Below are 14,004 nucleotides of genomic sequence, written 5' to 3'. Positions count from 1 at the left end.
CCTCAGGAGGCGGAGCCGGTTGCGGCGGAATTGATCGAAGCGATCCGGCTCGGGAGGGTCTGCCAGATCTCCGGGGTGTAGAAGTGACCGCCGCCGAGCACGTCGTGCCGGTACGGGCCGGAGGTCAGGGCGCTCCACCGAGCAGCCGCGTCGGGGCTGATCAACGGATCGTCGGCACCGAAGAACATCTGGAGCGGCACGCTCACCTCGGCGCCGCCGTAGACGAAGGTGTCGCGGACCTCGATGTCCGCCCGAACCAGCTCCAGCGCCACCTCGGTCAGCCCTGCGTGTTCACGGACGTGCCGGGGCAACAGGCCATGGGTTCCGAGCCACTCCAGGAGCCGCTCGTCCGCGTCCTGGGGGGTGGGAAGGCGTTCGCCGGCGGTCAGGCCGCGGTCCGGGGCGTTGCAGGAGGACAGGACGAGCGCTTCCGGCCTGCGCGCCTCGTCACTGTCGAGCCGGGCGGCCACGTCGAAGGCCATCCAGCCGCTCATGCTGTGCCCGAAGAGGGTGTACGGGCCGAGATCGGCCGCACGCAGTGATCGTGTGACATCGGCGGCCAGTCCGTCCCAGTCACGGGCGAAATCCTCGGCGAACCGCCCTTCCCTGCCGGGGTAGCAGAGCACGGCCAGGTCCGTCCCTGCGGGCATGTGCGCGGTCCACGGCTGGTACGCGGCCGTGCCGCCGCCGAAGAAACTCAGGCCGACCAGAGTCCGTTCGGCGTGCGGACTCCGGTGCAGGGGCACGATCGTGGTGTCCCGTACGCCGCTCACCGCGACTTCCCGGTGAACGTCGGGCCGGCGCCGGCGATCTCGTTCGCTGCCGGCGGCCGGGCCCCGTTCATCGCGGCCACCAGACCGGCCGGCCGCATGTCCGTCCAGTTCTCCTCGACATGGGCCAGGCACGCGGCACGCGTTCCCGCTCCGAAGACGGTGGACCAGCCGGCGGGCACGTCGATGTTCGCGGGCCACAAGGAGTGCTGTCGCTCCGCATTGACCAGGACGAGATAGGAGCCATTTTCGTCATCGAACGGATTGTTCACGGAATTGTCCTTTCAAAGTGGTCATGTCATGGCGATCGAGCCGGTCCGTGGAGCTCGGCCGAGCTGGGATGCCGTGGCGTCAGAGGCAGGCGCGGGCAAGGCCCGTTCGGTGGTCAGAGCCAGCCGCGCCGGGCGGCCTTCACTCCGGCCTCGAAGCGGCTGCGAGCCCCGAGGCGTTCCATCAGCGCCGCCATCATGCGTCGCACGGTCCGGTGCGAAACATGCAACCGACCTGCGGCGGACGCATCTGTACGCCCCTCGGCGACCAGCCTGAGCAGCGCCAGTTCCTTGCCGTTCAAGGTGTCGTCCGTCGCGGCGGGGGGTGTGCCGGAAGGAAGGATGTCCTCGGCTGCCGATGGGGTCATCTTCAGTGTCCACTTCCTCAGAAGGCCCGCAGGTCGGATGCGATCTCATCGAGTTCGTGCTGGCTGAGCGAGCTCAGGGTCAGGTCGGACGGGGTGAGTCCACCCGCTCCGGGTTCGCGGGCGTGCGCGACCAGGGCCCGGAGCATCCGGAACCACGTTTCCGCCAGCTCGCGGGTATCCGCCTCGGACACGACGCTGTCGGCCCAGGTCCAGGTGGCCCGTAGCACCGGCCCGTCCGCCCGGTCCACCGTGGCCGCGTTGACCTCGATGCTGTGGGCCATGGGCATGCCTGATCCCGTGTCGTCCAAGCCGGTCCCGTACTCCGGTACGACCGACCAGTCATCGTCCGAGACCCCGAAGCGGCCCAGGTAGTTGAAGACGAACTCCGGCTGGGCCGCCTTCTCCAGCAGCGCACCCGTTTGCGGGTTCAGATAGCGAAGGAGGCCGTACCGGACTCCCTTGTGGGGAACGCCGCGCACCTGCTCCTTGACCCGCTTCACCGCGTCCCCCACCGCCGCCCCGGCGGCACGCACATCCGTCCGGTCCGGTTCGCCCAGGTCGAGCCTGATCGGGAACAGGCTGGTGAACCAGCCGACGGTCCGGGAGAGATCCACCTCCGCGAGTGCCTCTTCCCTGCCGTGGCCTTCCAGGTGCAGCAACGCGGTGCCGTCGCCCGCCGTGCCGCGTGCCCGGTGCCAGTCGCCCATCGCCTGCGTGAGACCGGCGAGGAGCACGTCGTTGATTCCGGCGTGGAACAGCGACGGCACTGTCGTCAGCAACGCCTCCGTGAACTCGGCCGGCAGGGACTCGGTGAAACTCCGGTCACGGCTTTCCACGTCCTGACCGGGCACCCTCGCCCGGTCGCCGAACCGGGCGGCGCCGGGGCGTAGCCGTTCGAGCCAGCCGGGGAGTTCCGCGACACCGGCCTGCGCGTGCGCCTGCTCGCCGAGCGCTTCGGACCAGCGGCGGAACGAAACCGGCACCGGATCGAGAGTGATGGCGGCACCCTTCTCGGCGGCCTGCCAGGCCGTCGCGAGATCGGCGGCCAGGATGCGCCAGGAGATCGAGTCGATGGCCAGATGATGGACGACCAGGGCGAGCATGCCCTGGCGATCCGGTCCGGCATCGAACCACACGGCCTGGAGGACGTTGCCCTCCCGGGGGCGCAGCCTGTCGCGCGCCGCGTCCGACTCCTGTCGCACCAGCGCGGCCCATGTGTCCTCGGGGCGCCCCGCCACATCTGTCCGCCGGACGGCCGAGGCCGCGTCGACCGCGCCCACCGGCCGGGTCTCCAGCGCCCAGTCCGCCCCGTCGCCCGGCGCGGACAGCCGCAGGCGCAGGACGTCGTGGTGGTCGAGCAGAGCCTGCACCATCGACATCAGACGGGCCTTGGTCAGTCCTGAAGGCGTACGCAGGACCGCGAACTGGTTGTAGGTGTCGACCACGCCACCGCGTTCCCGGAACCAGTGCATGATCGGAGTGGTGACGACCGGTCCCACCCCGCTGTCCGGGGTGACGGGCGCCGGCTCCTGGTCCAGCGTGGTGACCGTCCGCGCCAGTGCTTCCATGTCCCGCCGCGTCAGCACATCGCCGACGGTGATGCGCAGACCGGCTTTCCGCGCCCGGCTGACGAGTTGCATGGCGATGATGCTGTCACCGCCGAGCGCCACGAACCCGTCGTCGATCCCGACACCGCTCACCCCGAGGACGTCGGCGACCAGCTGACAAAGGACGCGCTGGTGACGGGTGACCGGAGTTCTCCCGGCCACACGCGAATTCGCTTCTTCGAAAGGGCTGGTCACGTATTCCCTCATTCCGGGGTCCGCTTAGGAATCGGGAACGAAGTTAGCGAGCGGCGCTCGCCACCGGCGGCAGTCAAAACGGCAATTCGCGGGAGCACCGCGAAGGAACGCAGGCGAATTGCCGGTGTGATTGCCGACGGACGCGACGGCGCACGCCGACGATGACATGCGCGACGTTCGGACGGAATCACATCGAGAAGAGGTTCAGCGGTGACAATCCAGCAACCGGCCCGGCCGGCCGTCGGCCTCGCGATGTTCGGCGGTGGCCGGGCCGTCCCCGGGGAACTCGGGATCAAGCCCTGGCCGATGGTGACCGGTCAGGACGGGCCGGCGGTTCATCGGGTACCGCGGTCCGGACGGTCCACCTCTGCGCATCCGGGTGAATCCCGCCGCCTTCGGGCTGGCCGACGAGTTCGCGGGCCCGCTGCGCTCTGTCGTGCAGCGGGCCCTGCGTGCCGAAGGGGTGCCCGCCGTGCCCTACCATCTACGGCCGTCGCCCGCGCAGCGGGTCTTCACCGGCCGCCGCAGGTCGGGTGCCTACCCGTGGACGTCGTCCGGCGTCGTGGGCCGCCCTTACCGTCCCGAGGACTTCCCGGCCACCCTGCGAGTCCTCGACGACTCCTTCACGATCCAGAAGGCGCACCTGCATCCGGGCTCAGGACCGTTGCTCGACCGGTACGCCGACGCGTTCGAGAAGGTCTGGCACCACCGCGAGGCACTGGCCGCCCTCGCCGCGACGCCGGATCGCACACCGCACCGGGAACGCGCCGCGGAGGTCGCGGACACCGGATGCGCCGAAGCGTTCCATGCCCGATGACCTCCCCACACTCCGCCCCGTCGCCGTGCTCCAAGCCCTGCTCGACCGGCACGACGTGTGGCGGCGGCGAGTCGCCGGCGCCGGCCTTGACGTCCTGCCGGCCGGCGGGGTCGTCGCAGGCGACCGGTCCTGGGCCGAGGACGTGGTGGACGACTCGGACGTACGGCGGCTCGCCGAGGACCGGTTCCGGAGGCCCGGCGCCCTCGTCGCGCCGCCACCCGGCCGGACCGCCCCGCACGACCCACCGTCGTCTCCCCCTGCCGGCCTCGCCCTGACCGGGACCGACCAGGAGGAACTGGACGGTCCCACAGCGGCCCTCGAACGCATCTGACCTCTTCTGACAGGAAGTTGACCTCTCATGAACACCAGCCAGCCGGCGGTGGAGGACATTCTGCCGCTCTCCCCGCTGCAGGAAGGCATGCTCTTCCACTCGGGGTTCGACCCGGAGTCCAGGCACCTCTACATCGCCCAGTTCACCGTCGACCTCCGGGGCGAGCTGGACGCGTCCGAGCTGAAGGCGGCGGCCGGCGCACTGCTCCAGCGGCACGCCAACCTCCGTGTCTCCTTCACCCACCGCAAGACGGGCGCTCCCATCCAAGTGGTCCGCCGGGACATGCCGCTGGCCTGGGAGGAGGCCGGTCCCGGCAGCGGTGGCGACCCGGAGGCGTACTCCGCCGAAGTCACCGAGCGGGACTGGGCGCGCGGTGTGGACGGCCGGCAGCCGCCGCTGCTGCGCTTCACCCTGATCACCCTCGGCCCGCAGCGCCACCGCCTGCTGGTGACGGCCCACCACCTCCTGCTGGACGGCTGGTCGTTCGCCCTTCTCTTCCGTGAACTGTTCGCCCTGTACGCCGGCACCGAACTCCCCCCGGTCCGGCCCTACCGCGACTACCTGACCTGGCTGGCCGCACAGAACCGCCCGGCGGCCGAGCATGCCTGGCGCACCGCGCTCGCCGGCACCGGACAGCCCACCCGACTGGCCCCGGCCGACCGCGCGGTGTCTCCCGGTGCGACCCCCGAGGACGTCGTCGTCCGGCTGACGCAGGAGCGGACGGCGGCGCTGAGGGACCGGGCGCGTGGCTGCAACCTGCTGCTCACCACGGTCATCCAGGGCGCCTGGGCGGTTCTGCTGGCACGCAGCACCGGTCAGGACGACGTGGTCTTCGGCTGCACGGTCAGCGGCCGTCCGGGAGACCTGCCCGGCGCCGACGACATGATCGGCATGCTGATCAACACCGTGCCGGTCCGGGCCCGTCTCGACCGCGCCGGATCGCTGCGCGAGCTGTGCGCGGAGTTGCAGCGACAGCGTGCGGAGCTGCTGGACCACGACCACCTCGGGCTGACCGAGATCCAGCGCCTGGCAGGCTCGTCGACCGCGCTCTTCGACACCAACCTGGTCTTCGACAACTTCCCGATGAGCGACTACGCGCTCGACGTGCCGGGGCTCGATGTCGAGATCCGCTTCCGGGACACCTCCCACTTCCCGCTCGCCCTGGCCGTGGAACCGGGCCCCGCGCTCGAACTCCGGCTCAGCCACCACCCCGAACTGCTCGACCGGGACCGGGTCGCGGACCTCGGCGGCCGGCTGGCCCGGCTGCTGGAGCGCTGGACAGCGGACCCCGACCTCCCGCTCGGCGCGCTCGACGCCCTCACCGATGAGGAGTACGACGAGGTCGTCACGGTGTGGAACGACACCGCCGCCGACCTCCCCGCCACCACCCTGCCCGAACTGTTCGAGGCCCAGGTGGCCCGCACCCCCGACGCCACGGCCGTCGTCTTCGAGGAGCAATCCCTCACCTACCGCGAACTCGACCACCGCGCCGAGAGGTTGGCGGCCGTACTGGCCGCGCACGGCATCGGCCCCGAGTCGCTGGTCGCGGTCGCGCTTCCCCGTTCGGTCGAGCTGATCGTCGCCCTCCATGGGGTGCTGAAGGCCGGCGCGGCCTACCTCCCCCTCGACCTGGACCAGCCCACGGCACGCGTCGAGGGCATCCTCCAGGACGCCACCCCGGCCCTGATCCTCGCCGCGGGTCCGCAGTCGTACGGCCCCGTCCCGGTCCTGCGGATGGACACCCCGCTGCCCGACGCCGGGCCCTTCCGGCCGCCGGTCCGCTCGCCGCGCCACCCGGCGTACACCATCTTCACCTCGGGTTCCACCGGCCGGCCGAAGGGTGTGCTGGTGCCGCACGAGAGCATGGTCAACCGGCTGCTGTGGATGCAGAAGGAGTACCCGCTCACCGCCGACGACCGGATCCTGCAGAAGACCCCGTGCGGTTTCGACGTGTCGGTGTGGGAGTTCTTCTGGCCGCTGCTGTTCGGCGCGACCCTGGTGGTCGCCGAGCCCGGCGGACACCGTGACCCGGTGTATCTCGCCGAACTGATCGAGCGTGAGTCGGTCACCACCGCGCACTTCGTGCCGTCCATGCTGGAGGTGTTCCTCCGCGAGCCGACCGCCTCCCGGGCCCGCTCGCTCCGCCGGGTGATCTGCAGCGGCGAGACCCTGTCCCCCCACACCCAGGACGCCTTCCACGAGGTACTCCCCCAGGCCGGGCTCCACAACCTCTACGGGCCCACCGAGGCCTCCGTCGACGTCACCCTCTGGGCCTGCCGGCCCGGCCCCGCGGCCACCGTCCCGATCGGCAGGCCCGCCGCCAACACCCGTACGTACGTGCTGGACAGGTGGCTGCGGCCGGTGGCGCCCGGCGTCGCGGGAGAGCTGTACCTGAGCGGCGTACAACTGGCGCGCGGCTACGTGGGGCTGCCGGGTCTGACCGCCGAACGGTTCGTGGCCTGCCCGTTCGGCACCGGCGAGCGGATGTACCGTACCGGGGACCTCGCCCGCTGGACGGCGGACGGGGTGCTCGAACATCTCGGCCGCACCGACGACCAGGTCAAGATCCGCGGCTTGCGTGTCGAGCCGGGCGAGATCCAGGCCGTCGTCGCCCGCGCGGAGTCGGTCGCCTCGGCCGCCGTCGTCGTACGCGAGGACCGGCCGGGCGACCGCCGTCTCGTCGCGTACGTCGTCCCGCGCCCCGGCGCCGATCCGGCGCCCGAGGCGCTGCGGTCCCGAGCGGCCCGGGAGCTGCCCGAGCACATGGTCCCGTCGGCCGTGGTCGTCCTGGACGAACTGCCGGTCACCGCGAACGGCAAACTCGACCGCCGGGCCCTGCCCGAACCCGGCTACCGGGTCGGCCGCCGCGCACCGCGCACCGCCCGTGAGGAGATCCTGGCCGGGCTGTTCGCCGCGGTGCTGGGCCTTGACGCCGTGGGCACCGACGACGACTTCTTCGAACTCGGCGGCAACTCCCTGCTGGCCATGCGGCTCGCCGCGCAGATCCGTACCGCGCTCGGGGTGGAGGCCGGGATCCGTGAGATCTTCGGCGCGCGCACGGTCGCCGCCCTGACCGCGTCCCTGGACGGGGCCGGCCAGGCCCGCCCGGCGCTGCGCCCCGCCGACCGCCCCACCGCCCTCCCGCTGTCCGCCGCCCAGCGCCGGCTGTGGTTCCTCCACCGCCTCGACGGCCCCAGCCCCGCCTACCACTGCGTGGTGACCACCCGGCTCACCGGCCCGCTCGACCTACCGGCGCTGCGCACCGCTCTCGCCGACCTGGTCGAGCGCCACGAGACCCTCCGTACCGTCTACCCGGCGGCGACCACGGACGGCGAACCGGGCCAGGTCGTGCTGCCGGACGCCCGCCCGCACCTCCTGGTCCTCGACGCGGCCGACGCCGACGTCACCGAGATCGCGGCCCGCCCCTTCGACCTGACCACCGACGCTCCCCTGCGCGCCGCCCTGCTGACAACCGGACCACGGGAGCACACCGTGGTCCTGGCGATCCACCACATCGCCACCGACGGCTGGTCCTGGGAACCGCTGCTGCGCGACCTGAGCCTGGCCTACGCCGCCCGCAGCCGAGGCGAGCGGCCCGGCTGGGACCCGTTGCCGGTGCAGTACGCCGACTACACGCTCTGGCAGCGGGAGCTGATCCGCGAAGAGGGCGAGGCGCAACTCGCGTACTGGCGCGACGCGTTGGCGAACCTTCCGGAGGAACTCGCCCTGCCTCTCGACCGCGCCCGGCCCCCGGTGCCGGACCACAGCGGGGCCACGGCCGGCCTCGACCTGGGCCCGGAACTGACCGCGCGCCTGACCGAGTTGGCCCGCGCCAACGGCTGCACGCCCTTCATGGTGGTGCAGGCCGCGCTCGCCGTGCTGCTCTCCCGGTTCGGCGCGGGCACCGACATCCCGCTCGGCACGGTCACCGCCGGACGGCCGGACGAGGCCCTGGAGGAGCTGGCCGGGTTCTTCGTCAACACCCTGGTGCTGCGCACCGACGTGGCGGGCGATCCGAGCTTCACGGAACTCCTGCGCCGGGTCCGGGAGTCGGACCTGGCCGCCTTCGCCCACCAGGACGTGCCGTTCGAGCAGGTCGTCCGGGCGGTCAACCCGCGCCGCTCGCCGGCCCGCCACCCCCTGTTCCAGGTCATGCTGACCATGCGGAGGGCCGTCGGGCAGGCGCTCGAACTGGTCGGCCTCGACGGGGAGACCACTGAAGTCGACTTCCCCGTGGCCGAGTTCGACCTCGCCTTCCAGTTCGTCGAAAGGCCGGTGGCCGAGGGCGGCCTGCACGCCGTGATCAAGTACCGCACCGACCTGTTCGACCACGACACCGTCGACACCCTCGGCCGGCGCCTGCGGTCGGTCCTGGCCCAGGCGGTGGCACGGCCGCGCGGCCGGGTCTCGGAGCTGGACACGCTCCTGCCGCAGGAGCGGGGCCGCCTCCTGGACGGCCCGGGGAGCCCGGCGGAGCCGTCCGCCCACCCGGGCGTGCACCGGGCCTTCGAGGCGCAGGCCGCCCGCACCCCCGAGGCCGTGGCCCTCAGGTCCGGGCCCGTCGAGGTGACGTACCGCGAGCTGAACGACCGGGCGGACCGGCTGGCCCACCGCCTGACCGCACTCGGCGTCGGCCCCGAGCACCCGGTGGCCGTGCTGATGCCGAGGTCTCCCGAGGTCGTCGTAGCACTGCTCGCCGTACTCAAGACCGGCGGCGCTTACGTCCCCCTGCACCACAGCTCACCGGCCGCCCGTACCCAGCGGATCCTGGACGACACCGGTGACCCGGTGCTGCTCGTGGACGACGCCTCCCGCGCACAGGGGCTGCGCACCGGGCACATCGTCGAGGTGACCGGCGCCGAGGGCCCCGGCGGCGGAGCGGCGGTGACGGCCGACTGCCACCCCGACCAGCTCGCCTACCTCATGCACACCTCCGGCTCCACCGGCGTACCGAAGGCCGTCGCCGTCAGCCACCGCGCCGTGCTCGACCTGGTGGCGGACCGGGGCTGGCGTACCGCCGAGCCGCAGCGCGTCCTGTTCCACGCGCCGCACGCCTTCGACATCGCGAACTACGAGCTGTGGGTGGCCCTGCTCTCCGGCTGGCAGGTGGTCGTCGCGCCCGAGGGCGACCTCGGCGTCGCCGAGTTGGGCCGGCTGATCCGCGACGAGCAGATCACCTCGGTCCACCTCACGGCCGGACTGTTCCGGGTGGTCGCGGAGGAACGGCCGGGCATCCTCGCCGGGGTACGGGAGGTGCTGACCGGCGGTGACGTGGTCACGCCCGCCGCCGTACGCGCCGTACGTGCCGCCTGCCCCGGGACTGCGGTCCGGCACCTGTACGGGCCGACGGAGGCGACCCTGTGCGCGACATCGCACCTGGTCACGGGCGATGTGTCAGGACCGGTACCGATCGGCCGGCCACTGGACGACACCCGCGCCTACGTCCTGGACGAGAACCTGCGGCTGCTGCCGCCGGGCGCTCCGGGCGAGCTGTATCTCGCGGGTGCCGGGCTGGCCCGCGGCTACCACGGGCTGCCCGGCCGGACGGCCGAGCGGTTCCTCGCAGACCCGTACGGCGCCCCCGGCACGCGGATGTACCGCACCGGTGACCTGGCCCGCCGACGGGCCGACGGTCTTCTGGAGTTCGTCGGCCGGGCCGACGAACAGCTCAAGATCCGTGGTTTCCGGGTGGAGTTGGGCGAGGTGGAGGCGGCGCTGTCCGGCTGCCCCGGGGTCCGGCAGGCCGTGGTGACCGCCCGGCCGGGGCCGGACGGCGAGAAGCGGCTGGTCGGCCACCTGACAGGGACGGCGACCGTTCCCGAGGTGCGCGCCCACCTCGCCGCGCTGCTGCCCGAGTTCATGGTGCCCTCGGCCCTGGTCGTCCTGGGTGAGCTGCCGCTCACCGCCAACGGCAAGGTGAACTACAAGGCACTGCGGGTGCCCGAGCCCGCGGCCACGGCGGGCCGGGCACCCAGGACTCCCCAGGAGCAGATACTCGTCGGGCTCTTCGCGGAGTTGCTGGGCCTGGACGAGGTCGGCACCGACGTCAGCTTCTTCGACCTGGGCGGGCACTCCCTCCTCGCGACCAGGCTGGTCAGCCGCATCCGGACCGCACTCGGCGTCGAACTCTCACTGCGGGAGCTGTTCCAGGCCCAGACGGTCGCCGCCCTCGCGGAACGCGCCGGCCGGGCCGCACGCGCCCGGACTCCCCTGCGCCGCCGGGAGCGGCCCGCCGACCCGCCGCTCTCCTTCGCGCAACAGCGCCTGTGGTTCGTCCACCAGGCCGAGGAGCAGTCCGCGAGCTACAACATGCCCGCCGCCTTCCGGCTGCACGGCGCCCTGGACCGGGCCGCGCTCGAAGCGGCACTCGGAGATGTCGTCACCCGGCACGAGGTGCTGCGCACCGTCTTCCCCGAGACCGAGGGCCGGCCCCGGCTCCATCTGCTCTCCGAGGAGGAGGCCCGCTCCCGGCTGACCCTGGAGACCGGGACGGTCACCGAGACCGGGCTGCCCGGGGCGGTCGCCGCGCTGACCGCCCACGAGTTCGACCTCGCCGCCGATCTGCCGGTCAGGGCAGGGCTCTTCGAGGTCGGCCTGGACGACCACGTACTGAACCTGGTGGTCCACCACATCGCCGGCGACGGCTGGTCCTGGGACCCGCTGCTGCGCGACCTGACGCAGGCCTACACGGCCCGTTCCCGCGGTGAGCGGCCCGACTTCACCCCCTTGGCGGTGCATTACGTCGACTACACGCTCTGGCAGCGCGAGTTGCCGACCGCGGATGGGCTCGGCCACTGGACGCGGCACCTCGCCGGCACACCTACCGAGCTGGCGTTGCCGTTCGACCGGCCGAGGCCGCCGGTGGCCAGCTATGCCGGCGGTTCGGTGCCGTTGGTCCTGGACGGTGAGCTGCACGCGCGGTTGTCGCAGGTGGCCCGAGAACACGGCTGCACCCTGTTCATGGTCCTCCAAGCCGGACTCGCGGCACTGCTGTCCCAGCTCGGCGCGGGAGACGACATCCCGCTCGGCACACCAGTGGCGGGACGCTCGGACGAGGCACTCGACGACCTCGTCGGCTTCTTCGTCAACACCCTGGTCCTGCGCACCGACCTCTCCGGCGACCCGACCTTCACCGAACTCCTCACCCGGGTACGGGAATCGGACCTGACCGCCTACGACCACCAGGACCTCCCCTTCGAGCAAGTCGTCGAGGCGCTCAACCCCGAACGCTCCCTCGCCCGCCACCCCCTCGTCCAGGTCATGGTCCAGCTCCAGAACGAGCCGGCGGCGGTGCCCCGCTTCCCCGGGATCACGGCGCGGTCGTATCCGGTGAGCTCGCGGGTGTCCAAGTTCGACCTCACCCTGGACCTGACCGAACAGCGCGCCGCCGACGGGACCCCGGCCGGTCTTCGCGGCGAACTCACCTACGCGACCGAGCTGTTCGAGCACGGGACCGCCGAGCGCATGGCCGCCGCGCTGATCGACCTGCTGGAGCGGTGCGCGGCCGACCCCGGGCAGCGGGTCAACACGGTTGCGGGGCGTGCGCGCCGGCACCAGGGCCTGCCCGGCGAGCCCGGTACCGAGGCCGCGACCGGCACGGCTCCCGGAGCCGGAGCCGAGCGGCGGATCCGCGAGCTGTTCGCCGAGGTGCTGGACCGCGACGAGGTCGGGGCCGACGACAACTTCTTCGCGCTCGGCGGCCACTCACTGCTGGTCACCCGGCTGATCAGCCGGGTACGCGCGGAATTCGGTCTCGACCTGCGCATCCGCGAGGTGTTCCAGCACCCGACGCCGGCCGCGATCGCCGCCCGGCTGGCCACCGCGCCCAAGGCCCGCCCCGCGCTGCGCCGCTCCCCGGTCTGAGCCGGTCCCTCCCTCCGTCGTGCACACCCCCTTCCTTGGAGATCCCGTGTATCCCGTGTCCTTCGCCCGGCCGCGGCTGTGGTTCCTCAGCCGGATGTCCGGGGCCGGCCCCGCCCGCGACCACCCCCTGACCGTACGGCTGCGCGGCCCGCTCGGCCGCGTCGCCCTGGCCGACACCCGTGGCGGACGTACCGGATGTACCGACGGCCGTACGGTGTTCGCGGCGGCCCCCGGGCGGGGAGCCGCCGGCCGGAAACGTGTCGGCGGGGCCGGCGCGGCGCCGTTCGTCGTCCGTACCGCCATGGAGGTGCCCGCCGGCCGGGCGCCGGGTGAACTCGCCCGCGTCTTCGGCGTGGTGTCCGCTGCCGACGGCACCGTGAACGCTGTCGAGGCGGAGGGCTCCGGCGACCGGGTGAGCGTCCCGGTCCCGGCCGTGGCGACCGGCGGCCTTCCCACGGAGCCGCGGCGCGACGGGCGGGCCGCTGTGGATACCCGTGAAGCGGACCTGGTCCCGAGCGGCTGACCCCGGCTCCGGCATCCGTCGGCGCTCCGCCCTCCTGTCTGTCTCTCGCCTGGCCACAGGCGCTTCCCTCAGGCCGGAAGCACCGGGCCGGGGTGATCACACCGCCTCGGCACAAGGACAAGAAACGCGCCAGGAACCGATCCTCTGCCCCCATTCAGTGAGAAGAGGGAACACCCATGACCCATCCCTTCGAAGACGAGAAAGCCGCCTGCCTCGTCCTGGTGAACCAGGAGAACCAGCACTCGCTCCGGCCGGCCGCTCTCGATGTCCCCGCCGGCTGGACCACCGTCCATGGTCCGGAGCCCCGGCAGGCCCGCCCGTCCTCCATCGAGGAGAGCTGGACGGACCCGCGTCCGGCCGGTCTCACCGCCGCCATGAGCGAGGTGTGATCCGATGCCGTCCCAGACGCAGCCCCGGACCCGCGCCCGGTACATCGCCCGCCCCCGGCACTACCTGATGTGCCGACCCACCCACTTCACCGTCTCCTACCGCATCAACCCCTGGATGGTCCCGGCCAAGCCGACCGACACCGCGCTCGCCGTCCTCCAGTGGGAGCGGCTGTACGAGCTCTACCGGGAACTCGGCCACACCGTCGAGCTGATCGAGCCGGAGCCCGGACTGCCCGACATGGTCTACTCCGCCAACGGCGCGACCGTGGTGGACGACCGCGTCCTGGTCGCCAGCTTCCGGCACACGGAGCGCGCCGCCGAAGGACCCGCCTACCGCACCTGGTTCGAGCAGCGGGGATACCCGGTCGTCCACACCGCCTCGCACACCAACGAGGGCGAGGGCGACTTTCTGGTGGCCGGCGACCGGATCCTCGCCGGTACCGGTTTCCGTACCGACCTCGCCGCGCACGCCGAGGCCGAGCGGGTGCTGGGACGCCCCGTGGTCGGCCTGACCCTGGTCGACCCGCGCTTCTACCACCTGGACACGGCTCTGGCCGTACTCGATGACGACGAGATCATGTACTACCCGGCGGCGTTCTCCCCGGAGAGCCGGCGGACCCTGCGCGAGCTGTACCCGAACGCCGTGATCGCCACCGACGCCGACGCCGAGGTGTTCGGTCTGAACGCGGTCTCGGACGGACGCCATGTGCTCCTTTCCCCCCAGGCGGGCGGCCTCGCCGACCAGTTGGCCGAGCGCGGCTTCGAGCCGATCGGCGTGGACCTGTCCGAGCTGCTCAAGGGCGGCGGCAGCGTCAAGTGCTGCACCCTCGAACTGCGCCACCCCGTTCCGGGAGGCACCCGGTGACCGCCCC

The 14,004-nt window shown here is 72.4% G+C and carries 10 protein-coding genes; 6 read left to right on the top strand and 4 right to left on the bottom strand.

Going from position 1 to position 14,004, the window contains the following annotated elements; all coding sequences use genetic code 11:
- Window positions 1–2: 2 nt before the first annotated feature.
- The 4 genes from ACGH2B_RS26700 to ACGH2B_RS26685 all read right to left on the bottom strand — a co-directional run bounded on the left by ACGH2B_RS26700 (window position 3) and on the right by ACGH2B_RS26685 (window position 3,176).
- Window positions 3–773 (bottom strand): thioesterase II family protein, encoded by a 771-nt coding sequence (locus ACGH2B_RS26700; protein WP_399095006.1) that lies wholly within the window; start codon window positions 771–773, stop codon window positions 3–5.
- On the bottom strand, window positions 770–1,042 hold the full coding sequence (locus ACGH2B_RS26695; RefSeq protein WP_399095003.1) for an MbtH family protein: 273 nt from the start codon (window positions 1,040–1,042) through the stop codon (window positions 770–772). The genes ACGH2B_RS26700 and ACGH2B_RS26695 overlap by 4 nt, the downstream gene beginning before the upstream one ends.
- Before the next feature lie 113 nt (window positions 1,043–1,155).
- Window positions 1,156–1,407, bottom strand: a complete 252-nt coding sequence (locus tag ACGH2B_RS26690; protein ID WP_399095000.1) for a response regulator transcription factor — start codon at window positions 1,405–1,407, stop codon at window positions 1,156–1,158.
- A 17-nt stretch (window positions 1,408–1,424) separates the two neighbouring features.
- Entirely contained in the window at window positions 1,425–3,176 is a 1,752-nt protein-coding gene (locus ACGH2B_RS26685) for a condensation domain-containing protein (protein WP_399094997.1), read from the bottom strand.
- 412 nt (window positions 3,177–3,588) lie between these two features.
- On the opposite strand from ACGH2B_RS26685, the gene ACGH2B_RS26680 reads away from it, so the two are divergent.
- The 6 genes from ACGH2B_RS26680 (at window position 3,589) to ddaH (ending at window position 13,997) form a co-directional block, all read left to right on the top strand.
- Complete coding sequence (locus ACGH2B_RS26680) at window positions 3,589–4,026, top strand: hypothetical protein (RefSeq protein ID WP_399094994.1); 438 nt, start codon at window positions 3,589–3,591, stop codon at window positions 4,024–4,026.
- Entirely contained in the window at window positions 4,016–4,357 is a 342-nt protein-coding gene (locus tag ACGH2B_RS26675) for a hypothetical protein (protein ID WP_399094991.1), read from the top strand. The genes ACGH2B_RS26680 and ACGH2B_RS26675 overlap by 11 nt, the downstream gene beginning before the upstream one ends.
- Before the next feature lie 27 nt (window positions 4,358–4,384).
- Window positions 4,385–12,220 carry an amino acid adenylation domain-containing protein gene (locus tag ACGH2B_RS26670; protein WP_399094988.1) on the top strand — a complete coding sequence of 2,612 codons (7,836 nt, stop codon included), beginning with the start codon at window positions 4,385–4,387 and terminating at the stop codon, window positions 12,218–12,220.
- Window positions 12,221–12,266: 46 nt separating this feature from the next.
- A complete protein-coding gene (locus ACGH2B_RS26665; RefSeq protein WP_399094986.1) occupies window positions 12,267–12,743 on the top strand; it encodes a hypothetical protein in 477 nt (158 codons plus the stop codon).
- Window positions 12,744–12,919: 176 nt separating this feature from the next.
- A complete protein-coding gene (locus tag ACGH2B_RS26660; RefSeq protein WP_399094983.1) occupies window positions 12,920–13,132 on the top strand; it encodes an MbtH family protein in 213 nt (70 codons plus the stop codon).
- Window positions 13,133–13,136: 4 nt separating this feature from the next.
- On the top strand, window positions 13,137–13,997 hold the full coding sequence (gene ddaH, locus ACGH2B_RS26655) for a dimethylargininase (protein WP_399094980.1): 861 nt from the start codon (window positions 13,137–13,139) through the stop codon (window positions 13,995–13,997).
- Window positions 13,998–14,004 lie beyond the last annotated feature (7 nt).

The organism is Streptomyces sp. BBFR2 (assembly GCF_044497305.1).
Classification (GTDB): Bacteria; Actinomycetota; Actinomycetes; order Streptomycetales; family Streptomycetaceae; genus Streptomyces.
The sequence above is the reverse complement of the archived record's forward strand: the minus strand, read 5'-3'. Positions and strand labels throughout refer to the sequence as shown.